Source organism: Candidatus Nitrotoga sp. BS, from assembly GCF_927797785.1.
GTDB lineage: Bacteria > Pseudomonadota > Gammaproteobacteria > Burkholderiales > Gallionellaceae > Nitrotoga.
The window spans coordinates 60,419-86,721 of record NZ_CAKMLL010000056.1 but is presented as its reverse complement, the minus strand read 5'-3'; the positions used below and the strand labels follow the sequence as shown (position 1 = coordinate 86,721).

The window sequence follows — 26,303 nt, the reverse complement described above, 5'->3', positions numbered from 1 at the left end:
CCCTAAAAACCTGTCAAGTGTTTTCTTGATTATTTATAGGGGTGAGTAGTTACACTTAAGGTATGATTTATGCTTGATATTTTTGATCGTTGTTCAACGTGCTGATGAGAGACGTATAACAAGGGATTTGCGTATGCAGTAATCGTATCTGGCCTTATGCATTAGCGCACTTCAGCACCTCATCTCAAGGTTTTTAAAGTATGGCAGTTTCTATCAATTCAGGATATCCAGATGGCGAATTACTTACGCACAAGCACAGATAAATGCTCAATAAATACTTATCTTACTGGAGATTCCGTGTCGCAATTGCTGAAAAGATTTTTTTACGCGCTGCCACTTGTCTTTATTGGATGTCTGGGGAGCACTCCAGGATATGCAGCTGAGACCAGAGTGGTGGCTATCTCTGCAGGATCTGATCACACCTGCGCGATCACCACGGCAGGCGGGGTCAAGTGCTGGGGGAGTAACAAAGATGGCCAGCTCGGTAACAATTCGACAGTCGATAGCTCGATTCCGGTGGATGTAACGGGTCTTTCCAGCGGCGTAGTGGCCATCTCCTCAGTGGCTCATTTCACTTGCGCGCTCACCACGGTAGGCGGAGTTAAGTGTTGGGGGGCCGATAATTTGATACCGATAGATATACCGGGGCTTACCAGTGGCGTTACAGCTATCACTTCATATGGTACGGACACCTGCGTGCTCACCACAATAGGCGGGGTAAAATGTTTTTTTATCCCCTTCCTCGCCTGGTTCTCCTATACACTGGAAGATCATCTAGGGCTTAGCAGCGGCGTGACAGTTATTGCTGCTTCATTTTCAACCCATACCTGCGTGCTTACCACGGCAGGCGGGGTAAAGTGCTGGGGAAATAATTATTCGGGTCAGCTCGGTAATAATTCAACTACCGCAAGTTCAGTTCCGGTGGATGTAACGGGTCTTTCCAGCGGTGTAGCAGCTATCGTTACAGGGTTCAATTCCACCTTTGCACTCACCAAGGCCGGCGGGGTAAAGTCTTGGGGTAATAGTGACATTTTCTTGGCTTATATTCCCTCCTATATTTTCCCCTCTAGTTTGACGCCAGTAGATGTAGCCGGTCTTACCAGCGGCATAGTGGCCATCGATACAGATGGTCTTAACTTCTGCGCGCTCACCATGGCGGGTGGGGTCAAGTGCTTAGGCTTTAATGACTATGGTCAGCTCGGCAACAATTCCGACTCTGATAGTTCGATCCCAACGGATGTGACAGGTCTTACCGGTGGCGTGTCGGCAATCTCTGTGGGTTGGAAGTATACTTGCGCGCTCACCACAGCAGGCGGGGTCAAATGCTGGGGCAGGAATGAGTATGGCCAACTCGGCGATAATTCCAAAACGGATCGTTCGACCCCAGTTGATGTAGTCGGTCTTGGCGACGGCGTGTCCCCCGACCCTATTTTGCCGCCCGGCCCCGTCGCACCTGCCTCGCCCTTGACCGGTCTGTGGTGGAACCAGAATGAATCCGGCTGGGGGATGAGTATCACCCAACGTGATGCGATGGCTTTTCTGGCGTGGTATACCTACGATTCAATCGGGCAACCGTCATGGTTTGTCATATCGTCCTGCCCGCTGGTAGGGAGTGGTTGCACGGGTGATATTTACAGTGTGGTAGGCGGCACTCCGCTGGGGGTGCCCTGGAATGGAAACGGTAAAGTGGTGACCAAGGTGGGAACAGGCACCTTTGCTTATTCTGACAACAATACCGGGACATTAAATTACACGGTCAATGGCGTAAACGGTACCAAGCAGATTACCCGGCAAATGTTTGCAACCGGTGCCATTCAACCGACAGTCGACTATTCTGCACTCTGGTGGAATGAGAACGAGTCCGGCTGGGGGTTAGCCATCACACAGCAGTTTGGAATGATCTTCGCCACCATGTATACCTACGATGCCAGTGGTAATCCTGTTTGGTACGTTGCTTCCAGTTGTCCCTTGTCTGGTAATAGCTGCGCAGGTGATTTATACCAAGTCACCGGCGGGTCTGCGCCCACCGTGGCATGGAACGACGCGGCTAAGGTGGTAACGAAAGTCGGCACCGTCAACTTTACCTTTCAAAACAGTAGTGCTGGCACTCTGACTTACACCATCAACGGGGTGAGTGGCGTTAAGGTGATTTCAAGACAATTGTTTTAGGGGCTGTTGTGACGGGTAGAGCAGCTCTGCACTGGAACCGTTCGGGCAAGCAAACATTGTTGGAACGGTTGAAAACAAAGGGGTCAAGCATTGATAAAATACTTTTTTCTATAGTAGCCATCTCAATATGCCAAGACCCACTCGCACAAGCTAGTGCTAGCAGCCTGTCGGACTTAAAGAATCGCAGCGAAAATTGAGCTGAGCGAGGGTAGATTTTGCGAGCTTTCGCCTTACGGCGAAATGCCTGCTTACCCCACTTGATGATTTTGCAGAGTAATAGTTGTTCTATTGCCCAAAAAAGCGGCGCAATATAAACCGTTCAGCTCAATTTGCAGCCGATTTCCTTTAAGTCCTACAGGCTGCTAGATAAGAACGTCAGGGTTAAACGTTTCATTTAAAGATATTAATTCAACAATTGATCCCTTTATTCTTAATACATGCGTTTCTACCAACATGGGTTGAAGAAACCAGCGGACGCATAAATTCGCCGCTGAGCTAAACGTTATAAGCTTGAAATTTGTTCCATCCTGATCTGTGAGCTACACTGTATTACATCGTAGTTAAGATTGGGAGATTTGGCGATGGGAGTAACAAGCATCAGGTTGCAGCCCGAAATCGAGAGTCCGCTGGAGGAATTGGCGGCGAAACTCGATCGTAGCAAAAATTACGTTATTAATCAGGCAATTAAAGAATATATCGAGCGCCAGTCGGTCGAGGATGTGAGATGGACCGAAACGCTTGAAGCGCTTAGTTCCATTAAAGGTGGTTCGAGCGTCCCTGAGGCAGAAGTGAATGCCTGGCTAGAGAGTTGGGGTTCCGGTGAAGAGCTGAGCCCTCCTGGCAAATGATTGTCGGCTATTCCCGCGAGGCGGTTGGTGATCTGCGCCGCCTGCGCGAGTTTATCGCAGTTGAGAATCCTCATGCAGCACAGAAAACAGCCGCCACTATCCTGAAGGGCATTGCTCAGCTGAAACAGTTTCCATTGCTGGGCACCAAGGTTGATCGAGCACCGAATCCAGAAGCGGTGCGTGATTTGGTGATCGGGAATTATCTGGCCCGTTATCTTGTACACGAAACGGAAATCTATGTGCTTCGTATCTGGCATCACAGGGAAGATCGCTTCTAACAAATCGGCCAAGCCGTTCGTCGCTTTGTTCCTCACTCCGGTGAAACGCACGGGGACAGGCCTAACATTCCAATAAATATTGGAATGTTAGGCCTGTACCCCACTGGTTCGTTTATTGAAGAAGAACAAGAGGGATTGTGTTACTTGCCTAGACTTGGCCCTGTGTTGTACTTGTAATGTTGGGCTTCGCAAGCTTAGCGCCAACCTACTGAGCCCAGGCTACGCTTGCTTGCGGCCATTTCGGTGGAGTTTATTGCGGGTGGAATACGCGGGTTATTCCCTACCCTTGGCTAATTCAAAATAATTCTGGGGGCACATTGCTTAATTGTGCAAGGAATTAAGCAATGTGTCCCCAGAGTTTTACCAGATGACAGAGGCGGCATTTCAGACTCAAGCGAAACGCGTTACCAAGTTCGCCGACTCTAGGAGCCCCCCCTTTAGTGAGTTATGCTACGCTTACAATTGACGGTCGTCATCAGCAAATTCAATGGTAGACCCCGTGCTTCCTGCTAGATAATGTTGAATCCGATTAGCAGAGCACCATGAAAGACTATTCCCACCCACTACAATGTTTGGAAATCAAAACACCGCTGGCTATCTTCAACCCCAAGTGGCGACATACGGTGGAGCGGATGAAAATGCACTTAACTAAATTGGATCAGCCGGTTACTTAAAAATGTATTTAGGGGTGGGAACATATCTGCGAGAGGCGCACATGCAAACACACCGCATTGCTTCAACTGATACAACGCTCGATTTCGATGCGGCCATGAGGCGCAATGACGCATGAGCACTGACAGCAGGCGGCTGGCTGTCGCACTCCTCTTTTCTCTCCTGTTTCACATACTGCTGTTGAGTTTGACCTTCGGTGGCAAGGAGTTTGGGCTGCCGGGCTTTGGCATCCACTGGCAAGAACGACGGATAGCGGCGCCCGATCTGTACGTCGTGCTCAAGCCGGCACAGGTCGCAGTTGCGAAGTCGGCAAATACGCCGGTAAAGGCGCCGCTGCAGCAGGCATCGAACGAGCAGGCTGTTGCCGGTAAACCGGCACCCACGCAGCCCCCTTTTCCGGCAGTGATCGCAATAGAGCGGGCCGACGAGGCTACATGGGTTGTGCCACCCCCTATACTGGGGCTAAAGCCTGCTGCAGATGCGCCAGGCGCTTCGATCCCGGGGACCGTGATGCCGGAACCTCCAGATGCCAGCGAGGTGGCGCAGTATCAAGCCGCACCGGAGGTGCGGAAGCGAGCCGATAAAGTGAACAACTTTGTTCCTCCGGAGCGTGAGGCGCAACGACAGGTGAATCAGGAGGTGGCACAACATCAGGAGATCGCTCGTCAGGAAGCAGCACGCATTGAGGCTGCACGATTGGAAGCGGAACGCGTGGAAACCGCGCGATTAACTGCAGCTAAGCTGGAAGCACAACGTCAGGAGATCGTTCGTCAGGAAGCAGCTCGCATTAAGGCTGCAAGATTGGAGGCTGAACGCCTGGAAGCTGTGAGACTGACGGCGGCAAAGCTGGAAGCGCAACGTCAGGAGATCGCTCGTCAGGAAGCAGCGCGCACCGAGGCTGCACGATTGGAGGCTGAACGGCTGGAAACCGCACGACTATCAGCGGCAAAGCAGGAAGCGCAGCGTCAGGAGATCGCTCGTCAGGAAGCAGCACGCTTCGAGGCTGCACGATTGGAGGCCGAACGCCTGGGAGCTTTGCGACGGGCGGCGGCAAAGCTGGAGGCACAACGTCAGGAGGCTGCTCGTCAGGAAATAGTGCACATCGAGGCTGCACGACTAGAGGCTGAACGCCTGGAAGCCGCGCGACAGGCCGCGCGCGTTTCGGCGGAACAAGAAGAAGCAAAACGGGAAGCGCGGCTGCGGGCCATAGGACGTCAGCTCAATGAGAACGCTGCCCGGCGCAAAGCAGCATCGACTGCCGCTCGTTCGCCCTCCACGCTCCCCTACTCGTTCAGCACTGAACGCCGGGCTAGGCTATGGGGGCGTGCCGACTCCAACGCCGCACTCGTCAAATATGCGGAGGCGTGGGCGCGGAAGATTCAGTTCAACACGCCTGTCGATACAGTCCGCGAAGTGGCAAAGCGGCCACACACCAACCCCATGGTGACGGTGTCTATCCGAAGCGACGGATCCGTGGAGCCAGTGATTTTCGTTATTTCAAGCGGTGTGGCGGAAGTCGATGAAGCGATACGGCGCATCGTGCAAAGTCATGAGCACTATCAGGCGTTCCCGCCGGAACTGGCCCGCGAATTTGACGTGATCGAGATCCGCCGGACTTGGCACTTCGATACAGCCATCCGGTTGGACTGATTGCTCTGCATTTATTGATCTTTACAGAAGGCACGACACCTAAGCCGTCATTCCCGCGCAGACGGAAATCCAGCATGAAAAATTAGGGGTCGATTAAATCAATGGTAACGAGGGTCGTGTGCCGGTTCAAGTCTTGCACTACAGCATCAATAGATTTCAATGCTGGCGCTTATGGCAAGAAAACTCAGAATTGAATTAGCCTGCGGGTTGCATCATGTGACTTCGCGAGACAACGAGCAGAACGCTCCATAAAACTTCGCTCAAAAATATAAGATTGCAAGACCCGCTCCCTATTCCTCTGTGCGAGATCCTTTCTTATATGTAGTTATCAAGCGACTTAACCCGTTATTCAGTATGGCAAAAAGTTGTTTTGACCACATGGGCGTCTACCAAGACGAAGAAGAGCTGGAAACTTATCAACAAGGCATTCAAACAGTAATGAAGGTGCCATGAAGGTCATGACTGATTTCTTCAAAAGAGAATTTTATCTGCCTATTAATCGCCAAATCTTATCGCCTGATAAGTAACTTCCACCACCACCAGCTCTTCCACTCCGTCGGGAATGTGCAGCATTACCACATCATCGACGCGCGCCTTTAGCAGTGCCCGGGCTAGCGGCGATACCCAGCTAATCAATCCGCGCCCGGCATCGGCTTCATCCACGCCGACTATGCTGTAGATGTAATCTACGCCATCCTCCCGGCACACTGTCACTGTCGCCCCAAAAAACACTTGATCACACGATTCTCGCTGCATCGGATCCACCACTGCGGCGTTTTCCAGACGCTTGGAAAGAAAGCGGATGCGCCGGTCGATCTCACGCAGGCGCTTTTTGCCATAAATGTAATCGCCATTTTCCGAGCGGTCGCCGTTTGAAGCAGCCCAGGTAATGGTTTGCACCAATACCGGGCGTTCCACTTTCCATAGCTGATCAAGTTCATCTTTCAGACGCTGGTAACCAACAGGGGTGATGTAGTTTTTTACTCCTGGCGCAAGTGGAGATATTGACTGACCTTCTTCTTCGTCAGGACTTTCATCCGTTTCCTTAATAAAAGCTTTACTCATGGTCGCCCACCCTTTTTGGATAGTCTCTATAATTTTAAAAGCTATGTCTCAGGGGTGGGTTCAGCCCACGCCATAACAAACACCAGCCCTACGGAAAGCGCCAGCATGAGCACATAGTAGTTGTGGGCCAGATTGACGTTGCTCAGACCTGCCAGTGCGTGCATCCAGCCCACACCCCAGAGTTGCAGTCCGGCCATCCGGTTGAAACGCCCGAGCCGGTGAGCGGCAACCCACAGACCACCCTGCAAGGCCAGCAAGCCCGCCAGCCCCACAAGACCACCATCGATCGCGTTATTCAGATATTGGTTATGGACGTGTCTCATCTCGCGCACATGTGTGAATGCAACACGTTGGTCAGCCGGAAGATCTTCTCCTGCTTGACGAATGCGACGCGCACGCTCAGTGGCGCCGAGGCCGATCCAGGGCGATTCGACAAACCCCTCCCACCCCAACCTGAACAGAGCGACCCTTGCACCGAGCGAGGTGTTGTAATCTTTGGTTTGAACTGTCGTTTCGATATCTTGCAAGGCAGTGTTCAAGCGCATGGGGTCGCCAGGCAGATTCAGCGCAACTGTGACCAACAGGCCTGACAGCAGCAGCGCCGCAGCCGCCACTCGGTGGGTGGATGCCCGGTGACGACGGTGCATCCATATGGCGAGGAATAGTGTCCACAACAGCACACCGAGAGCGCCGCGCGATTGGCTCAACAATATACCGCTCAGGCCGAAAAAAGCGCCTGCACCCCAAAGCCACCGACGGCCCTTGGCCTCTTGCGCGTCAAAAACCCGAGGCAGCAGCAGACAAACTAGAAAACTCATAGCCACAGCCCAGGGAATCGGGTTGACCGGTAAATCGCGCCCCCGTACAGCGGCCAGCACCAAAGCCAGAGCACAGGCCAAGACAATCGCGTACAACAGTCGCACTCCCATCCGACCGTTGGGTGCAAGTGAACGTGCGCGGGTAATAACATAAACCGACACCGCAGCCAGCATCAGCCGCGACACAGCGTCAAGATCCACCGAAACCGTGCAACAGGGCTCCTGCCAGATGATGGATTGCGTCGCCCAGAGTGATGCAGAGATAATAGTGCCCATCAGCCAAGCCGTGGCAGCGGACATCATAACGGGTGTACCTTGCTGCCCGGTGCCATCGGTCACTGCCAATGCCAGCAGACCCAGCATCAGCCAACTCGATGCGGCAATCCATGAATGTAGAGGCGACAACGCAACAGCCAGCCAAAGAATGCCTAGCAAAATGCGCACCGCAAAAGTCCGAAATCGGGTGTTTTGCATCAGAATGGTTCAGGCATCAGTTGCTTCTTGCGGGCACCGCCTCAACGCGGGATATCCGAAGTCAGGCTTTCCCGGTCATAGTCCAGCGCCACATAGCGAAAAAATCCTTCTGCCGACACGAACAGGCAATGAACAAAACCGGGTCCGCCGCACAGAAAGCCCAAGTGGAACACGTACAGGCGGATGAACATCGACGCGGCCGACACCAACCCGCGCAGCACGCCCCCGTGCTGGCCCTGCGCGGCGCGCTTGGCCGCCCCCAGCATGGCGTACTGCGTCATTTTTTCCATGCTTCCACGCACGGTATCGCGCGAGTAATGCAGCAGCTTGGCCCGCATCAAATGCCGTGGCACATGGCCGTCGCCAGGAGCGGGGTGCAGCACGGCTCGTTCGTGGACGGCTCCCACGTATTCGCGCAGCATGTCACGACGGAACAACCGTTCTACCTTCGATTGGGAACGAAAAAACTTTAACTCATGGCCAAACACCACCATGCGCCACTGAATCCACCAGACTGCGCGGCTACCGGAGCGGACATTGACACGAATTTCTTCCTGCAACGCTGGCGTGATGACTTCGTCAGCATCAAGAAAAAACACGTAATCGCCATTGGCGTGCGCCAACAGGCGGTTACGCTGAACGGCGAAACCCTGCCAGTCATCATGCACCCAAACCTCGGCACCCAGAGTCCGGGCGCGCTCCACGGTGCTGTCGGTGCTGCCGCTGTCCACCACCACGATCTGGTCGGCGAAGGCCGCGCTGCGCAGGCAATTCTCGATGCGAGAGGCATTATTTTTAGTGAGCACGGCCACGGTCACCGTCGGTGGCGGCGTAGCTAAGCGGACAGGCAATGGCTGCACCGCCATTAATGACCCGTACGGGCCATATCCAGAGAGACCTTGGGACGACGAAAGCTCCAGATATTCATGTCGACCTTGGAACTCGGTCAGAACACGCCACCCTGGGCGTTCAGGTCTTTAGCTAAAACTTCAACAATAACGTTGTTCATGATCAAACTTTCGTTAGCCAATGGGCGTGCTGGGGAAGATAAAGAATAGGAATTTCAACCGTATGAATCGAAGTATCCATGACCACCGCACTCTGGTCAACACCAATATTTTTTTGTTTAACTCCAACAGAAAACCTGAATTCCGTATCAGCCACCCACACAAGGGCGAAATTTTCTCAGAATTAAAACACTCATCATCTATGATCTTGGATATCACGAAGTTGTTCCTTAATGAAAGCACATTTATCAAAATATTTCGAGTGACATTGACGGCCGCATCTGCATTGCCTCAATCTCAATGCCCCACAGCCAAAAATGATTAGAGGGCACCTCTAAAGATCCAATTTTCGTCACAATACTGCGTTACTCGAAAAAAATTATCGCTTACATATCAACTATATGCCGCGCTCAAATTTTTTGCTCGCGCCTTGTCTTGTCTAGAAAATTGAATTTATAGAGGCGCCCTAGATAAAACTCAAATGGAATTAACATGAAAACGATACATAAAGTTTCAGTGATTCACAGAATGGCTAGTGCGGTCGACGGTGCTATTGCCGATCATGAAATTGAAAAGCGTTCCCAACCCCACAAGTCGCGAGGAATATCATATCTGTGTTCGTTTGATAACGGTACAATTCACAAAGTCACTCAAAGCAATGCTAGTGATCTAAACATTGGAGATCGCGTGCGTGTGAACTATGATCGCGTGTCACACACTAACTAGTGATGCCGTTTGCATAATTTTCATAAATAACTGATGAGTTTAATTGCTTGGCTACGGACAGTCAGCGTAACTAGTTATATGCTAACAAAAGGAGAAGGTGTCATATCTTTGAGGGCATTTCTAAAAATCCAATTTTGCGAGTGGCCGCTTGCCTGCTTAACCAGTTGCGTCACAATACGGCGTTGCTCGAAAAAAACTATCACTTACATATCAAACAGATATGTCGCGCTCAAAATTTTAAATAGCACGCTTGTTTATGCTGAAATATGTTTCAGAATAAACAAAATATATTATAAATTTAGAATTGGACAATGAAAGTTTTAACGCAGAAAAATAGTCCTAACTTAATTAAAGAGGGAGCCTCATGAAAAAATTATTTGCAGATAAAAAAAATAGATTATCTGTGTCAATTGCTTTGATATTGGGAATTATTACCGCATCAGTTGATGCACAAACAACTCGCAATCAAAAGGAGCAAATAGACGTAAATGTTCATGACTCGAGAGGCCAGGTAGTGCGTAGCGGGACTGGGCTGTGTTGGTACGCTCATTCCGGTCAAGCAGGACTGGACGAATGTAATGCAATGCCGTTAGCGAAGACCGTCGCACCTGCTCCAATCGTCGCACCCGCTCCAACCATCCCACATACTCCAATTTCTCCACCAATTAAAATCGAGGAACCGCCTGTTGTAGCCGCATTGCCAGTTGTAACAACTAAAAAAATAGTACTGGATTCAAGCGGATTTTTTGATTTTGGTGAACCGATATTGCGGCCGTCAGCTCGGTCCAAGCTGGATGCTTTTGTCGAAGATATTAACGATACCAACCCTCAAACAATCACGGTAACCGGTCATACCGATCGACTTGGTAGTGCCCAGTACAACCAAATTCTTTCAGAACAACGAGCAGCGACAGTGAGGGCGTATCTTGTTAGAAAAGGTGTCTCGCCCAATATAGTGCATACCGAAGGAAAGGGTAGTACGCAGCCGATTACGAAACAAGACCAATGCCCTGGCGACAAGACCCCTCAAGTTATCGAGTGTCTGCAACCTGATCGCCGTGTAGAGGTTGAAATGACTGGCACCAAGACGGAGCCATAACCTTCATTGATTCATTGAGGTAAACTCCAGCTCTGACGAGAGATTCACAAAGGTTGGAGCTATACCTAGGTGAGCGCGAATCTGCAATCTCGACTACGCGATAGAGATTCACGATGAAAGAAATAATGGCCATCAAAATGGCCTGATTAGGTTCTCTGGGCAGTCTATTGAGCGCAAGCAGTGACCTTAGTAAACTGTTAATATAAAACATTGATCATATTTTGGAGTAGAGGGAGATGGGTAACGTGGAACAAGCGCGCTTTAATATGGTGGAACAACAGATTCGGCCTTGGGATGTGCTGGATATGCGAGTGCTGGATTTGTTGAGCAAGGTTAAACGCGAACGTTTCGTGCCGCCCGAAAGGAAAAATTTAGCTTTCATGGATATGGAAATTCCACTGGGGCATGGCGTTTCAATGTGGCAGCCCAAGATGGAAGCACGCGCATTACAGGCTTTGAAGCTTGGAGGTAACGACCGTGTGTTGGAAGTCGGCAGCGGCAGTGGTTATTTGACTGCCTTGCTCTCCCATCTCGCGATGCATGTAACCAGTGTTGAAATCGTGCCGGAATTACATGCCTTTGCGGAAAAAAATTTAGCGGCGCATCTTATCAATAACGTAACTTTAGCACTGGGCGATGCGGCGCAAGGCTGGCCGGGTACTTACGATGCCATCGTGTTGACTGGCTCAGTACCAATTTTACCGGAAGCATTCCAGAACAGCTTGAAACCAAATGGCCGTCTGTTTGCTATCGTTGGTGACTCTCCGGCTATGCATGCCAATTTGATTACTTGTGCGGCACCTGGAATATTTGAGAGAGTCGCTCTGTTTGAAACCTGCATTGCACCACTGCAAAACGCGCTACAACCGAAGCGTTTCGTTTTTTAATGCGACTATTTGCTAAAAATTGAATTGCTCTCTGTCCAGCACTTGAGCAATCTTGAAGATTACAACAATGCGTAACTTGTTATGCAGTTAGTTCATCTTAACTGCAGTTATTGAAGAATCCAGGATAAAGCAACCTACCCAACCCAGCACTTTCGGAATTTAATTCTGAATTATTCTGAAAAAATTGCGAGTACAGCGAAATTAATCGACAAGCAAAGCTGAAATAATTGTCGAACTATCCATACAAATCATCGCTGGATGTCGGACGTAATTATGCATCCTATTTGGATAGCACCTGCTGTTTTATGTCGATACCCAAGTTTCGTGCCGCTGTACCCGCTGCCGCAATAATGTATCCATCTGTCTCTGTGTTATGCGCACCCGTAGCAGGGCTATGGGCAAGAGCAGCATCAGCTGATTCCATTAGCATGCTGAAATGGCTATCCTGATCATTAATCAATGGACGAGGAATGATAGCCTGAAAATACAGCATACCGTTACGCATTGTGATAGCGAGCAGATAGAGGTCGTGGCTAATTTTAGCGGCTTCCGGGTCGCGCACCTCAAAGCATTGCGTTGAGCTGTTTTGGCTTTCATCACGCGGACCGGGTATCTGCTTAGCGATGGCTTCAATAAATGTTTGTGCGATATTGAGCTTGGGTGCCAATATTGCGTGATACTGCCCCGTGCGGTTGAGAATGACCGGATTTTCAAGCACTGCGCGTTTGGTGTTACGGATCGTGAGAACGATGATAATCGTGATGATAATCGTGGCAAGCGTTATTTCAATCATAGTTATAAACTTTTATACAATGAATCGTTAATATTGAACCGTTAGTATAGCCGTCTCTATCACATTTGAATTCGCAAACTTTAGAGTCGACCATGCAACATTGATAGCATATATCGAGTTAGGTGAGTGAGCAGGCATCGCGCATTGAGTGCTGAAGGACAAACCTGACGGAAGCAAAATGCTAAATAAAGCTCACGCAAGTGCAGTTATCGCCGCATCAAATTCGTATAGATGTCATGGTAGGCTGAGGCACTCTGATTCCAGCCAAAATCCTTAAGCATGCAATTATGCTGCAATGCCCGCCAGATTTTTTTGTCATGATAGGCTTTCGCGGCACGTCGTGCCGTTGCCAACAAGCTAGACGTATCCATGCTGTGGAATACGAACCCGCTAGCAAGACCCTGTTTTAGTGAAGCTGCGTTGCAATCCAATACTGTGTCTATCAGACCGCCAGTTGCATGTACCAGTGGCGGTGTGCCATAGCGTTGGCTATACATCTGATTGAGTCCACATGGCTCGAAACGCGACGGCATTAAAAAAATGTCTATCCCTGCTTCAATCAGGTGTGACAAGGGCTCATCAAAGCCAACGTAAGCACTGATCTGGCCGGAATATCGATGCGAGAGCCCCAGTGCAGTCCGCTGCATTTCCGCATCACCATTACCCAACAATACCAGTTGCGCCGGCAAGGCAATCAATTCTGGCGCTATTTTCAGCACCAAGTCCACGCCCTTCTGATGGGTAAATCGGCCCACTAATCCGAACAACGGCAGGTCGGGATCAATGTGCAATCCCATGCGTTTTTGTAACTCGCGTTTATTGGCGGACTTTCCACTGATATCAGTGACATCATACGAATCGACAAGGTTAGGGTCGGTGGCGGGATTCCACTCTGAGGTATCAATACCGTTCAGGATGCCTGTCAAAACTTTTCGACGGCTGGCGAGCAGGCCCTGCAGACCGAAGCCCAGTGCATCGGTTTGAATTTCTTTGGCATAAGACGGACTCACGGTCGTGATGTGATCGGCATAATACAAACCTGCCTTCATAAAGGACAGGTTGTCGTAATACTCCACACCGTTAAGCTGATAACACTCAGCGGGCAACCCCAATTCCGTGACCATCTGCGACGGAAATACGCCTTGAAACGCAAGGTTATGCACAGTCATTACACTAGGAGCAGCACCCTCAGCAAAATGCAGATAGGCCGGGGTAAGTCCGGTTTGCCAGTCATTGCAATGAACGATATCAGGCTTCCATTTAAGTGGCGTATCCGCACAGCTCAGCAATGCAGCAATTTTTGACAGCAACCCGAATCGGAGGGCGTTATCAGGCCAGTCGAGACCATGTTCATCCAGATAAGCCCCTCCACCACGTTCATACAGCTCGGCACATTCAATCACTAATAGAGGAACACCATTAGGCAACGAACCCGTCAGCAGTCGCGCTGCCGGGAAGCCGGGCTGGATAGCAATTCTGGCAGCGACATGAAGATGCGGTAACGCTTTTAAAACTTGCGGATAACCCGGCAACAATATGCGTATGTCCACGCCCATTTCATGCAGCGCCGTCGGCAGCGCAGCACTGACATCGGCCAGGCCGCCAGTTTTGATGAGTGGTGCGACTTCAGAAGTAGCAAACAATACGTGCATCGTTATTCCAATTTCAATTCGAGGGTAAATTAAGTCTGTGACGAGGGAGTGAGGTTGAAAGCTTCAGCTTCAGTGAAGGCCTAACATTGGTAATGAAGATTAGCCACTCAGGGTGGCGAAAGCAATATTTCTTAAATTAAAACCAAGACCAAAACAGTGTCACCCCTGAATTATACTTGGAATTACTGCCAGCACCTGGTCATGATGATGCATACGCAGATGTAGCTGCTGCGCCTGGATAATTCTCTAACTTTCCAGTTCGCTTAAATCCTCAACACCAGCCATGTCTGCCAGCATGCCGGTATATTTCTTTAATTGCGTTTGCAGCGCTGATAAATCATTGCGGAATTGCTGACACTGTTGCACATCCTGCAATCCGTCTTCCAACGCAAGCTTGTGCCAACGTGCTTTCAAGGGGCGCATGATCTGATTCAACATGATCACCCCCAATTTAGTGAATTATCCGGCTACTCGTTTTTATGATCGACTAAAAAATTTTCATATTTAAATGCGTGCCCAGAACCAACTGATAACTACGATAGAGCCTATATTTTTAAGGGGGAGTGACTATTGAAATTACTTTGAGCCGTTGCGAATGCAGGGGGCAGGAAAGAAAACGGCACGTCTAGTGACGTGCCTCTCGTGCATCAATCCAGTCAGCAATCACACCTGCGGATGCGTGCGCTCCGCTTTACTATCCAATTTATTCAGCGCATTAAGATAGGCCTTGGCGGAAGCCACCACGATATCAGTGTCTGCACCTTGGCCATTGACTATGCGACCACCCTTGGATAGCCGCACGGTCACTTCACCCTGCGCATCTGTACCACTGGTAATATTGTTTACCGAATAAAGTTGCAGTTCAATGCCACTTTGCACGATCTGCTCGATGGCCTTGAACGCCGCATCTACCGGCCCACCCCCCTGAGCATCGGCAACAAACTCCTTTCCGCCCACATTCAATCGCACCTGCGCCACTGGCAGAAGTCCAGTTTCAGAATGCGCGCGCAATGATACCAAGCGATAATGCTCGCTAACTTGCGCCACCACGCTTTCACTGACCAAGGCTTGCAAGTCTTCATCAAAAATTTCACGCTTACGGTCAGCCAATTCTTTGAAACGCGCAAAGGCATTGTTCACCACTTCCTCGTTTTCCAGCACGATGTCAAGTTCCTGCAATCGTGTACGGAACGCATTGCGACCGGAAAGCTTGCCCAGTGTTAATTTGTTCGTGCTCCAGCCAACATCTTCGGCACGCATAATTTCGTAAGTCTCGCGGTGTTTTAGCACACCATCCTGATGAATACCGGATTCATGCGCAAAAGCATTTGCGCCGACAATCGCCTTGTTAGGCTGCACCGGATAACCGGTGATGCTGGACACAAGCTTGGAAGCCGGCACAATTTGCGTGGTATCTATACGCGAATCGCAACTGAACACATCGCGTCGCGTCTTAACCGCCATTACGATTTCTTCCAGACTGGCGTTCCCTGCACGCTCACCCAAGCCGTTGATGGTGCATTCCACCTGACGCGCACCGTTCATTACGGCAGCAAGTGAATTGGCTACCGCCATACCGAGATCATTGTGGCAATGGGTGGACCACACTACTTTCCCGGAATTCGGCACATGCTCAATCAACTGTTTGATGCGCTCGCCCCACAAAGCCGGAATGCTGTAACCGACCGTATCCGGCACGTTCAGCGTCTTCGCCCCCGCTTGAATAACTGCATCAAAAATACGGACGAGAAAATCCATTTCCGAGCGCACCGCATCCTCAGCAGAAAATTCGATGTCGTCGGTATATTCCAGTGCGAGCTTCACCGCTTTCACGGCCGCTTCCACCACTTGGTCGGCTTGCATACGCAACTTCATTTTCATGTGTATAGGTGAAGTAGCGATAAAGATATGAATCCGACCAGACTTGGCTGGCTTGATCGCTTCACCGGCAGCGCGAACATCACTTTCAGTGGCGCGCGCCAACGAGCATATCGTAGATTTTTCAATCAGCTGTGCAACACTGCGAATGGCGTTTGCGTCACCCGGACTGGCTGCAGCAAATCCTGCCTCGATCACATCAACGCCCAGCCTTTCCAATTGCCGTGCGATGCGGATCTTTTCTTCCTTGGTCATAGACGCGCCAGGGCTTTGTTCGCCATCGCGCAAGGTAGTATCAAATATTATTAATTTTTCTTTCATGCTGAACTCCATTGCAATTATTTAATTCGCGCGATCCAGACGAATAGAATTCGACCGGATGCCGCCTGCTTCAAAACTATGGGGAGGTAGTATATTTAGCGCGCGACGCGCAGCAGCAGCGCAGCCAGAAGGCTGGATGTAGAATGCAATTGCGAGATGTGGCGAGAAAAATGCATAGTTGGAATATAACGACTTTTGTTTGCTTACGCAATATTCACGCCCTATTCTGTAGCAAACAAAGCGAACGGGCTTTTTCGAGAAGCCCGTTGCAAATATTAACGTTACAGACTGTAGTACATGTCAAATTCAACTGGATGCGTTGTCATGCGATAACGGGTTACCTCTTCCATTTTTAAATCAATGTAAGCATCAATGAAGTCATTGGAGAACACACCACCGCGGGTCAGGAACTCGCGATCATTATTCAGCGCTTCCAGAGCTTGTTCAAGGCTGGAACAGACAGTGGGGATTTTTGCATCCTCTTCTGGAGGCAAGTCATACAGATTTTTGTCCGCAGGATCGCCTGGGTGAATTTTATTTTGTATACCATCCAAACCAGCCATCATCATGGCGGTAAAAGCCAGATAAGAATTGGCAGTTGGATCCGGGAAGCGCACTTCAATACGGCGCGCCTTATCACTCTGCACGAAAGGGATGCGAATCGAGGCAGAGCGGTTTCGAGCTGAGTAAGCCAGTTTTACTGGGGCTTCGAAGCCGGGAACCAAACGCTTGTAGGAGTTAGTGCCGGGGTTGGTGATTGCGTTAAGCGCGCGGGCATGCTTAATAATACCGCCAATATAATACAGGGCAAATTCAGACAGTCCTGCATATCCATTGCCTGCAAACAGATTTTTGCCGTCTTTCCAGATTGATTGATGGACATGCATACCTGAGCCGTTATCACCGACAATCGGCTTGGGCATGAAGGTCGCTGTCTTGCCATATTGATGTGCGACGTTGTGCACCACATATTTAAGCTTCTGGGTTTGATCGGCACGATTTACCAAACTGTCAAAACGGGTGCCAATTTCGCATTGGCCTGCGGTCGCCACTTCGTGGTGATGAACTTCGACAGGAACGCCGATTTCTTCCAGTATTAAGCACATTGCAGAACGCATGTCTTGTAAAGAATCGACAGGGGGCACGGGGAAGTAACCACCCTTAACCGTTGGCCGATGGCCAGTGTTGCCACTATCAAATTTTTCTGCTGAAGACCAGGCTGCTTCTTCAGAATTAATTTTGCAGAAGCAACCAGACATATCCACTTGCCAGTTTACTGAATCAAAAATGAAAAACTCCGGTTCAGGGCCAAAGTAGCATGTATCGCCTATTCCGGTGGATTTCAAATAAGCTTCAGCACGCTTGGCGATAGAGCGTGGGTCACGATCATAACCTTTGCCATCTGACGGCTCCACTACGTCGCAAGTCATCACCAATGTAGTTTCGTCCATAAAAGGATCGAGGAAAGCGGATGCGGGATCGGCCATCAGCTGCATGTCGGAAGCTTGTATACCTTTCCAGCCAGCGATAGATGAACCGTCAAAGGCGTGGCCGGACTCGAACCAGTCATCACTATCTGACACCACATGTGCCGGAATCGAAACGTGCTGTTCTTTGCCACGGGTATCAGTAAAGCGTAGATCAACGAATTTAACTTCGTTGTCTTTAAGTAACTTAAGAACATCAGCAACCGACTTCGACATAATCATTTTCTCCATAATCGTTAATAACCAAACTGAAAAATCAAACAAACTTAAACCTAGGAATCAAGCATGTAGTGTTCAACGTCATATTCCAGCACTAAAATCAGTATTTTGCCATATCCGCAAAGATAAATGGATATAAATATGCGCTCCTTTTCGGGGCGCTTACCGCATATGTGCACTATTTCAGTGCTTGATTGATGATAACGATGAAAAACGGTGCGGTTCGCATATGCCTGTACTAAATCTTACCGAATTGGCATTATATTATCTCGATACTGGCAGTTTGCAGGGTACACGCGGATAGGATTTTTTCTGTGTTGAGTATAGTATGCAATCGTCCTCCGCGAGCCATGCTTGCGGGTTGTATATCGAACAATAATGGAGAAATGTCGTGGGGAAAATCACAGAAATTTTGAACGCCGCGCAAAAACGCGCCAAAGACATGAACTTACCCTACGAGGGCGCTCTGCTGCCAAATGAAGCTTACGAAATACTGCAAATTGCGCCCAGCAGCAAACTGGTTGACGTGCGCACACGGGCTGAGCTGGACTGGGTGGGGCATATCCCCGATGCAGCGGAAATTGAGTGGGCTACTTATCCCGGCATGAAACCCAATCCGCATTTCGTAACGCAGCTTGAGCAGCAAGTGGACAAAGAAGCATTGGTATTATTCATATGCCGCAGTGGCGCCCGATCTCATAGTGCTGCTGTAGCTGCGGCCGAAGCTGGTTATGCCGAGTCCTACAACGTACTGGAAGGCTTTGAAGGTGACAAAGACGCTAACAAGCACCGTAATGTGCTAGGTGGCTGGCGGACAAATAAATTACCGTGGGAACAGCGCTAAGTTCTAAATGGCTATCGGCAGCTCATTGCTTGGAGAGCCTACCATTCTATAACTCCGCTATAGGCAGTAACCAGCACCAGCAGACCAAATGCAATGCGATACCAAGCAAACCCGACAAAAGTGTGATTGGAAATGAACTTAAGTAAGGCTGCTATTGCCAGATAGGCACTAACAAACGCGCCAATAAATCCTACTGCGAATATGGGCAGATCGCTGGCTGATAGCAGATGCCAGTTTTTGTAAAGGTCGAGTACTGTTGCCCCGAACATGGTAGGAATAGCCAGAAAGAAAGAAAACTCGGTCGCAACTCGTCGCTCAAGTCCAAAAATCATCCCGCCCATAATGGTTGCACCGGAGCGAGAAACGCCAGGAAACATGGCCACCGACTGTGCAAATCCAATCTTGATTGCATCTTGCCAACGCATATCTTCGACACTTTTAATTCGCGGGTGAAATGCTCGTTTTTCCACCCACAGAATCACTAACCCTCCCCCTATCAACGCAAACGCCACTGTATAAGGATTAAACAGATAGGTCTTGATCCAGTGGTGAAATACTAACCCAAGCACAACTGCTGGCATAAGTGCCACCAACAAGTTGCTGGCAAAGCGCCAGGCTACAGGTTCGCGCACCACTAAGCCACGTGTCACCGCCAATAGCTTGGCTCGGAATTCCCATACCACGGCCAAAATCGCACCCAGCTGAATTACGATCATGAATACTTTGCCCCTCTCATCATTAAAGTTGAGCAAGTCGCCAGCAATGATCAGGTGACCAGTACTGGATATAGGCAGAAATTCGGTCAGACCTTCAATAATACCGAGAATGAAGGCAACAATAAGCAGGGTGGTATCCATAATGACTTAGGTAGGTGCCGTATCACATAGGTGCTGGCCACTCTGGCATGGTTTCCAAGTCAGGATGGGTTAGTTTTAGCACCGCCATTGATTCACCTGGCGCACTTGAGCCAACCGGTACCGAAGCGCATAGTTCGACATCCAATGTCCACCCGCTCCCGTTTTTGGCTATTACCTGCGCCTTCAGCACACGATCATCTGGCAGGTCTTCAAGAGCTTGTTTTAGTTCGCCGATTGTTTTCATAATATTCTTTCCTCTTTAATTGTAATAATATAATTTAACGGTAACATAATGTATAACTGCACATTTTGCTTAATCTTGACGTTACGAATCAAATTTTTTATTCGCGAACAGATTTACTTTTTCGCCGAACTGCTGGGCAAAATTACGCATTGATTGCGCTGCATCCGTTTCTCCGGTAGCACGTTCAAAAGTATCAGCCATTGATAAAAAAGTCTGGTGATAAAACTGACACATTTCCTCAACCATCATATCTTTAGTCCAGAAATCAATACGCATTGTATTGTTTTCCTTAGTATCCCAAACTGAAATCATTACCCCTTTGCTCGTGTTGTGCTGATTTGCATCAGAAGCGCTCCAGTCAATTTTTTCTGCCACCATGTTGTCGTCAAGCGTGACTGTGAATTTAATTTCAGATTTCGTCATTTTTAATTAACTCCTAAAAGAAATGTTGGTTGAAAGGCTTTTAAGCCAATGACTCCCCGCTAATGCATGTCCTGTCGGGGCGATCTTGATACGATTTCCCTGTCCACTTGAAGCCTGCACCAACCAGACCGTTATCCACAGCATGAACTGATGAAATTGTGAGCATTGGATGAAGAAAAAGGGTTGCAAGCTTAACTGAAAAAATGAAATATAAAAATATTATGTACAGAAAAATTCAGGCGCTATATGTAACAACCCTACGAAGTATCGGTGCTGGAATGTTATTAGGAGTGAAATGGAAACTTTGGTTGATTTAATCGTTTTTTAGAGCAAAAAATTTATTTTCCATAACCAGATTCATTTTTTCGCCCAGCATCTGCGCAAAATTTCGCATCGCTTGTGAGGCTTCCACATCTCCGGTTGCACGTTCAAAGTTATCTGCCATGAATAAAAGACTTTGATGATAAAACTTCTTCATATCCTCTTTCATCATGCTTTTAGTCCATAGATCAATACGCAGCGTATTCCGCTCCTTGCCATCCCAAAGAGCAATCATTATTGCATTAGATGCGGCTGTTAGTTCCTGGATATCAGATGAACTCCAGTCGATTTTTTCGGGTACCTTTTTGTCGTCGCGGGTGATGGTGAATTTAATTTCAGATTTTTTCATTTGGCATGGATTTCAAGATGTCGTCGAATGTCAGTGGGAGAGTTTTCAAGCAATTAAAAAGAAAGTGGCCAGGTCAGGTGATCTTCTAGCAGCCTGCCGGACTTACTTCCACCCTCACCACCCTCCTCCTTGCCTAACAACTCTACCGACCGTTGTGAAGTGTACCCCGAATTGCTTGGCAATTTGCTGGAATGAATAACTTCCCGTCGCATAAACCGCAAAGATGGCGTCATTCCGATCTGGTGAGCGCTCTATTAGTTTTACTCACACATTAGAATATCCCCTGTTTAGCTATTAAACTGACTGACGTTTCCGATTGCCGGAATAAGCCAACTATCGAGCTTTACGGACAGGTAATATTTTCATGGGAAAGAAGCTTGCTAGAATCGCACTTTTTGCAGGCCCAATGCTGGGCGCGCTGTTATTTTTTCTGCTGGGACAGCAAGGCGCCGATTCTGATGCTGGCTGGTGCGCAGCGGTTGCGGTAGTTTGTATCATTTGGTGGATATTTGAGCCCATTCCGATCCCGGTTACTTCGCTGTTACCGCTATCAATTTTACCGCTAGTTGGCGTTCTTTCGCCAAAGCAGGTAGGAGAAGCCTATGGTAGCCCACTAATCCTGTTATTGCTGGGCGGGTTTATGCTCTCTATGGCGATGTCTTCCAGTGGCGCGCATCGGCGGGTAGCATTACATCTTATGCGGCTTACCGGGGCGCACAGTAGTAGAAGAGTCGTGTTTGGATTTATGCTGGCATCGGCATGTCTGAGCATGTGGATATCCAACACAGCAACTGCCTTGATGCTCTTGCCTGTTGCCCTGGCTGTGCTGGAGCGCTCCGAAGACAAGCAATTAGCGGTGCCACTGCTACTAGGGATGGCTTATGCCGCCAGCTTGGGCGGAATTGGCACCCCGATCGGCACCCCTCCCAATCTTATCTTTATGCAGGTTTATTCGGAGAATGTGGGTACTGAGATTGGGTTTACCCAATGGATGGGCTGGTCGTTGCCGATCGTCGTGTTGTTCTTGCCCATAATGGGTTTTTGGTTGACCCGTAACTTGACCCACAGAAAATCGCTCGTACTACCTGAGCCTGGGAATTGGCGGAGTGAGGAAAAAAGAGTATTGGGGTTGTTCGCATTGACGGCGCTTGCGTGGATCACACGCTCTGAGCCGTTCGGAGGCTGGAGTAAATGGTTAGACTTACCTCAGGCAAATGATGCATCTGTAGCGTTGATTGCGGTTGTCGTTATGTTTTTGGTGCCCAATGGACGAGGTGAACGATTGCTGAATTGGGAAACTGCAGTCAAAATTCCCTGGGGAGTGCTGCTGTTGTTTGGAGGAGGAATTTGTCTAGCTAAAGGATTCGTGGTTTCAGGGCTTAGCGGGCAATTGGGACAAATGCTTACCGGCCCGACAGATTTACACCCTTATTTGATGATCGGCGCTATTTGTCTTTTTATCACTTTTCTTACTGAAGCGACCAGCAACACCGCAACAACAACGTTACTCATGCCGATTCTGGCTGCAGCCGCAATCGCTGCAAATATTGAACCTGCTGTATTAATGGTACCAGCAGCAATCAGTGCCAGTTGCGCTTTTATGTTGCCGGTTGCGACTGCCCCCAACTCCGTCATTTTTGGTACTGGCAAAGTCAGCATTCAGCAAATGGCGCGAGAAGGGCTAGCGCTCAATCTTATTGGAGCGCTCGTGATTACCACGGTGTGTTACTTTACCCTGGTCGCCTGACCCCGAAGTCTCGCGTTTATAAACAAGCGGGACTTGACAATTGACTTCCTCAAGTTCATCGCGCAAACTGCGTTTACCCGCTGGACTTCCTTACAAGTAAGCCGACAACCGCTTTTACACAGATTGAACAGGCGTTCCTTGTTTGTTGAAGTTTCTATTGGCTCAAAGAGTGGGCGTAATTTGATGGAGATTAAGTCACAAAATTATTCAGAAATGAATAATGAATTATTGAGTTTTTTCGGAGTGAAATTTCTATACATAAGGAGGCATTATGTTTCAACGAATTAAAATCAAAAAAATTGTGGGATTTTTTTGTTTCCATTTTCTTTTAATTTTCTCAATTACGCCAAATTTAGTTTCGGCCAGTAGCGAAGAGAACGCCGAACAAATCATAAAAAACCAATGCTCTATTTGCCATAGAACTACCGGAGAGGGAAAATCCCGATTTGAGCTCAAAGCGCCGGATTTAATGTGGGGTGGAGTCAAATTCAAACGTCCCTGGTTAGTAAGCTTCTTGACCGGTAATGAAGAAAACGTCTATCCGAAAAATTACCGGTGGGATGAATCGGCCAAGGCCGAGAAACACGTGGTCTTGTCCAAAGATAACGCGGAATTGGTGGCAGATTATTTTAAAAAGCATTTTATGGATCCGCGAGTCAAAAAGGACGCCCTCGACCTATCTCATTTCACGGAACAGCATGCTGCCTTCGGCAGGCAGTTGTTCATTGACCATTCTTGTACCGGATGTCATCAGATCATGGACGACGGGAAAAAACTGGGTGGGCCGCAAAGCGCGACCTTCGTCAATGTAGGAAAACGGCTGAATAAGGACTGGATCTTGCGTTTTAACTCCAACCCGCCGGACTTTGTTCCTCATAGTGGTGAATTTGTGGCCGATGTGAGCGAACTTGGGCTTTATTACATTTCAGGTTTTATAGCCACAGAAGGGGACGATAGTTTTAAATTTTATGAGCCTTGGAAGAGCGAACATTTTCAAAACGCCAGTGCCAGTCGAGGTAAGACCATTTATAAAGAATATTGCTCGCAGTGTCACGGTCCCAAAGGAGAAGGCGACGGGCCGGCGGCATCGGGCCTGGAACCCAAACCCGCTGTTCACGCCAAAACGGCTTTAGATCAATATCCTCTGGATTATCTCTACAACATAGTCTATTACGGCGGCAAGGCGGTTGGAAAATCCCACTATATGCCTTACTGGGGCCTTACTCTAAAATCTCAAGGCGTTGCTGATGTCATAGCTTATATGAGGGAAACCTTCAAAGGTGAGGCAAAAGTGGTGGCAGCGGCGGGGACGAAAAAATCTGGAGACTGTCCACAAAACCGCAATACCAAAGCGGTTTCCTCAGAATACATGAGTATGAAAAATCCCCTACAGCCGATACCCGCCAATCTGAAAGCGGGAGAAACATTGTTTAATAAAACGGCTAAGCCCATGGCCTGCGCGCTTTGTCATGGAAAAAGTGGGGATGGCAAGGGACCTGGAGGGTCAGGCCTCAATCCTGCGCCCCGGAATTTCACCTGCTCGGAGACTATGAAGAACATTTCCGATGGGCAAATGTTTGGCGTCATCAAGGGGGGCTCTCCAGGAACCGCCATGCCTGCCTTCAAAAACCTTAAAGATGAAGAAACATGGCAATTGATTAATTACATTAGGAGTTTCTCGAACTAAACAATTTCCTGAGTTTTCGTTATTAATAGTTATTTGAAGGGCAAGGTATGCGAAATCTGACGATCATGCAGATCTAGCTTTCCTTGCTTTTCAATTTTGATAGTGGTTTTCTTTGTTTTCCTTTGATCGACCGCACTGTCCGTTGAGGGAAATGGATTCGGCAAGTGGCTGGTTCAAGAACAATGCTCTACCTGCCACAAGCTTAAAGGGAAGCCGGGGCTTAGTTTAATTTCAGTGCTCCCGCCCTGATGTGGGGTAGAAGCAAGTTTTAAAACAGAGCAGCGAGATATAGTCTGGACATCACAGTAACAACCTAATTTTCATTTGAAACATTTTTGCGCAGCTGTTGTGCTGAATAAAAATAATGGGTCCAGTTACTTGATTAATACTAAATCTACAGACCTCGTCTATTTCATTCGCTAATTCGATACCCTTAAGCTTAATGCATTAATCAAGCGACTCGACCCGTTACCTAGCACCTAGAGTTACGATAGCGGAAGTAGTTCGCCTATCCACTAGCGTATTGACCGATAGCCGTTATCTACACCACGCTTAGAGTAGACAATTTGCCATAGGTGATTTCGATGCGAACGAAAGCCACCGGCAGCGCCGAGTAAGAAAAAACGCCACATACGGTAAAAATGTTCGTCGTAGCCCGTTTGCTTCAATGCCGTTTTGTTGGCATCCACGTTTGCCATCCAAGCCATCAGCGTACGGTCATAATCTGTTCCAAAATTATGTAGATCTTCCGTTACGAAAACACCTTCGCTGGCCGTAGCTATCTGTTTTATCGTAGGTAACATTCCGCCAGGAAATATATATTTATCGGTCCATGGATCGACGCTGGTCTTGGGTGTATTGGTACCGATGGTGTGTAATAAAAATAAACCGTCGTCGACAAGCAGACGGCGAACCTGTTGCATGTAAGTTGCATAGTTCTTTAGCCCGACATGTTCGAACATACCCAGAGAAACTATGCGATCGAATTGACCGCTAACATCTCGGTAATCCTGCAAACGCAATTCGACATCAAGGCCATGACACATTTGTTGTCCAAGTTCGATTTGTTCCTTAGATACCGTTACACCCAATACTTGAACTTTATATTTTTCCGCTGCAAATGCGGCAAAACTGCCCCAGCCACAACCGATATCCAAAACTCGCATTCCAGGTTGCAACCCCATCTTGCGGCACACTAAATCCAGTTTCGCTTCTTGCGCTGATTCCAGGTCATGGGCATTTTTCCAGTAACCACAGGTGTAGGTCATGCGTTTATCCAGCATTTTTTGATATAGGTCATTGCCTAAATCATAGTGAAACTCACCAATTTTAAAAGCGCGAGAACGGCGCTGATGGTTTATCACTTTTGATAATACAAACGGTAATATCATTTTATATGGAGAGACTGCGTGCTCGAGATCAGCGCGCAGTACCTTGTCTATCATTACATCGAGCGCCTCGCAATCCCACCAGCCTTCCATGTAAGATTCACCGAAACCAATAACGCCATCCGCCAAAAATCGCTCATAGAATTCAGGGCGACTAATTTGAATATCAAATACTCGTTCGCCATTAATATTTATATCCGCAAGGGAAAAAATATTACGAACAGCTTGTTCGGCTTTTTTCATTAACGTTTTTCCTTTTTTTATTTTTGATCTTCGATTAATCGAACAAATTAAGAACAAACAAGACAACTACTCACCAGCCGAAGCCATTTGGATAGCAATCATGGAGCGTCTGACTTGGCCATTTTGCCATGTTTGCCGGCTGGCTTGTCGATGATGG

Annotated in this window: 23 protein-coding genes; 10 read left to right on the top strand and 13 right to left on the bottom strand. The window is 48.6% G+C overall.

All coding sequences use genetic code 11. The annotated features are described in order from the left end of the window. Nucleotides 1-297: 297 nt before the first annotated feature. From MJ769_RS06360 to MJ769_RS06345, 5 genes are all read left to right on the top strand, one after another. Nucleotides 298-2,169: an RCC1 domain-containing protein gene (locus MJ769_RS06360; protein WP_239235341.1), complete on the top strand. Its 1,872-nt coding sequence runs from the start codon at nucleotides 298-300 to the stop codon at nucleotides 2,167-2,169. A gap of 581 nt (nucleotides 2,170-2,750) precedes the next feature. Continuing rightward, entirely contained in the window at nucleotides 2,751-3,017 is a 267-nt protein-coding gene (locus MJ769_RS06355) for a CopG family ribbon-helix-helix protein (RefSeq protein ID WP_239235339.1), read from the top strand. Next, nucleotides 3,014-3,295: a type II toxin-antitoxin system RelE/ParE family toxin gene (locus MJ769_RS06350; RefSeq protein WP_239235337.1), complete on the top strand. Its 282-nt coding sequence runs from the start codon at nucleotides 3,014-3,016 to the stop codon at nucleotides 3,293-3,295. Before MJ769_RS06355 ends, MJ769_RS06350 begins: the two co-directional genes overlap by 4 nt. Nucleotides 3,296-3,837: 542 nt before the next feature. Then, complete coding sequence (locus MJ769_RS14430) at nucleotides 3,838-3,969, top strand: hypothetical protein (protein WP_256445695.1); 132 nt, start codon at nucleotides 3,838-3,840, stop codon at nucleotides 3,967-3,969. 112 nt (nucleotides 3,970-4,081) lie between these two features. Continuing rightward, a complete protein-coding gene (locus MJ769_RS06345; protein ID WP_239235335.1) occupies nucleotides 4,082-5,617 on the top strand; it encodes a hypothetical protein in 1,536 nt (511 codons plus the stop codon). Nucleotides 5,618-6,112: 495 nt separating this feature from the next. Here MJ769_RS06345 and greB read toward each other — a convergent pair whose 3' ends face one another. The 3 genes from greB to MJ769_RS06330 are packed head-to-tail and all read right to left on the bottom strand — an operon-like array spanning nucleotide 6,113 to nucleotide 8,840. Then, a complete protein-coding gene (gene greB, locus MJ769_RS06340; protein ID WP_239235333.1) occupies nucleotides 6,113-6,682 on the bottom strand; it encodes a transcription elongation factor GreB in 570 nt (189 codons plus the stop codon). A 41-nt stretch (nucleotides 6,683-6,723) separates the two neighbouring features. Next, nucleotides 6,724-7,974, bottom strand: a complete 1,251-nt coding sequence (locus tag MJ769_RS06335; RefSeq protein ID WP_239235331.1) for an O-antigen ligase family protein — start codon at nucleotides 7,972-7,974, stop codon at nucleotides 6,724-6,726. 41 nt (nucleotides 7,975-8,015) lie between these two features. Next, nucleotides 8,016-8,840 carry a glycosyltransferase family 2 protein gene (locus MJ769_RS06330; protein ID WP_239235330.1) on the bottom strand — a complete coding sequence of 275 codons (825 nt, stop codon included), beginning with the start codon at nucleotides 8,838-8,840 and terminating at the stop codon, nucleotides 8,016-8,018. A 1,231-nt stretch (nucleotides 8,841-10,071) separates the two neighbouring features. Between MJ769_RS06330 and MJ769_RS06325 the strand changes: the two genes are divergently transcribed. Together MJ769_RS06325 and MJ769_RS06320 are read left to right on the top strand one after the other, a co-directional pair. Then, entirely contained in the window at nucleotides 10,072-10,806 is a 735-nt protein-coding gene (locus MJ769_RS06325; protein ID WP_239235328.1) for an OmpA family protein, read from the top strand. 236 nt (nucleotides 10,807-11,042) lie between these two features. Next, nucleotides 11,043-11,693, top strand: coding sequence for a protein-L-isoaspartate O-methyltransferase family protein (locus MJ769_RS06320; protein ID WP_239235326.1), 651 nt, complete (start codon nucleotides 11,043-11,045; stop codon nucleotides 11,691-11,693). A gap of 280 nt (nucleotides 11,694-11,973) precedes the next feature. Here MJ769_RS06320 and MJ769_RS06315 read toward each other — a convergent pair whose 3' ends face one another. The 5 genes from MJ769_RS06315 to glnA form a co-directional block, all read right to left on the bottom strand. Then, nucleotides 11,974-12,486 carry a hypothetical protein gene (locus MJ769_RS06315; RefSeq protein WP_239235324.1) on the bottom strand — a complete coding sequence of 171 codons (513 nt, stop codon included), beginning with the start codon at nucleotides 12,484-12,486 and terminating at the stop codon, nucleotides 11,974-11,976. Between the two features lie 206 nt (nucleotides 12,487-12,692). Beyond that, nucleotides 12,693-14,138, bottom strand: coding sequence for a glycogen synthase GlgA (gene glgA / locus MJ769_RS06310; RefSeq protein ID WP_239235322.1), 1,446 nt, complete (start codon nucleotides 14,136-14,138; stop codon nucleotides 12,693-12,695). A 246-nt stretch (nucleotides 14,139-14,384) separates the two neighbouring features. After that, nucleotides 14,385-14,576, bottom strand: coding sequence for a hypothetical protein (locus MJ769_RS06305; protein WP_239235320.1), 192 nt, complete (start codon nucleotides 14,574-14,576; stop codon nucleotides 14,385-14,387). A gap of 225 nt (nucleotides 14,577-14,801) precedes the next feature. Then, complete coding sequence (locus MJ769_RS06300) at nucleotides 14,802-16,337, bottom strand: 2-isopropylmalate synthase (RefSeq protein ID WP_239235318.1); 1,536 nt, start codon at nucleotides 16,335-16,337, stop codon at nucleotides 14,802-14,804. A gap of 281 nt (nucleotides 16,338-16,618) precedes the next feature. Further along, nucleotides 16,619-18,040, bottom strand: a complete 1,422-nt coding sequence (gene glnA / locus MJ769_RS06295) for a type I glutamate--ammonia ligase (protein ID WP_239235316.1) — start codon at nucleotides 18,038-18,040, stop codon at nucleotides 16,619-16,621. Nucleotides 18,041-18,434: 394 nt separating this feature from the next. Between glnA and MJ769_RS06290 the strand changes: the two genes are divergently transcribed. Next, the gene (locus MJ769_RS06290) at nucleotides 18,435-18,887 is read left to right on the top strand and encodes a rhodanese-like domain-containing protein (protein ID WP_239235314.1); all 453 of its coding nucleotides are present in this window, start codon (nucleotides 18,435-18,437) and stop codon (nucleotides 18,885-18,887) included. Between the two features lie 38 nt (nucleotides 18,888-18,925). On the opposite strand, the gene MJ769_RS06285 is transcribed toward MJ769_RS06290, so the two are convergent. The 4 genes from MJ769_RS06285 to gldC (MJ769_RS06270) form a co-directional block, all read right to left on the bottom strand. Further along, entirely contained in the window at nucleotides 18,926-19,744 is an 819-nt protein-coding gene (locus MJ769_RS06285) for an undecaprenyl-diphosphate phosphatase (RefSeq protein ID WP_239235313.1), read from the bottom strand. Nucleotides 19,745-19,766: 22 nt separating this feature from the next. Beyond that, a complete protein-coding gene (locus tag MJ769_RS06280; RefSeq protein ID WP_239235311.1) occupies nucleotides 19,767-19,988 on the bottom strand; it encodes a hypothetical protein in 222 nt (73 codons plus the stop codon). Nucleotides 19,989-20,069: 81 nt separating this feature from the next. Then, nucleotides 20,070-20,411, bottom strand: coding sequence for a gliding motility protein GldC (gene gldC / locus MJ769_RS06275; RefSeq protein ID WP_239235309.1), 342 nt, complete (start codon nucleotides 20,409-20,411; stop codon nucleotides 20,070-20,072). A 313-nt stretch (nucleotides 20,412-20,724) separates the two neighbouring features. After that, entirely contained in the window at nucleotides 20,725-21,081 is a 357-nt protein-coding gene (gene gldC, locus MJ769_RS06270; protein ID WP_239235307.1) for a gliding motility protein GldC, read from the bottom strand. Nucleotides 21,082-21,445: 364 nt separating this feature from the next. Here gldC (MJ769_RS06270) and MJ769_RS06265 point away from each other — a divergent pair, with 364 nt between their 5' ends. Further along, complete coding sequence (locus MJ769_RS06265) at nucleotides 21,446-22,828, top strand: SLC13 family permease (RefSeq protein WP_239235306.1); 1,383 nt, start codon at nucleotides 21,446-21,448, stop codon at nucleotides 22,826-22,828. Nucleotides 22,829-23,099: 271 nt separating this feature from the next. Next, nucleotides 23,100-24,515, top strand: a complete 1,416-nt coding sequence (locus MJ769_RS06260; protein ID WP_239235304.1) for a cytochrome c — start codon at nucleotides 23,100-23,102, stop codon at nucleotides 24,513-24,515. Nucleotides 24,516-25,030: 515 nt separating this feature from the next. Here the strand turns inward: MJ769_RS06260 and cfa are convergent. Further along, entirely contained in the window at nucleotides 25,031-26,203 is a 1,173-nt protein-coding gene (cfa, locus tag MJ769_RS06255) for a cyclopropane fatty acyl phospholipid synthase (protein WP_256445693.1), read from the bottom strand. Nucleotides 26,204-26,303 lie beyond the last annotated feature (100 nt).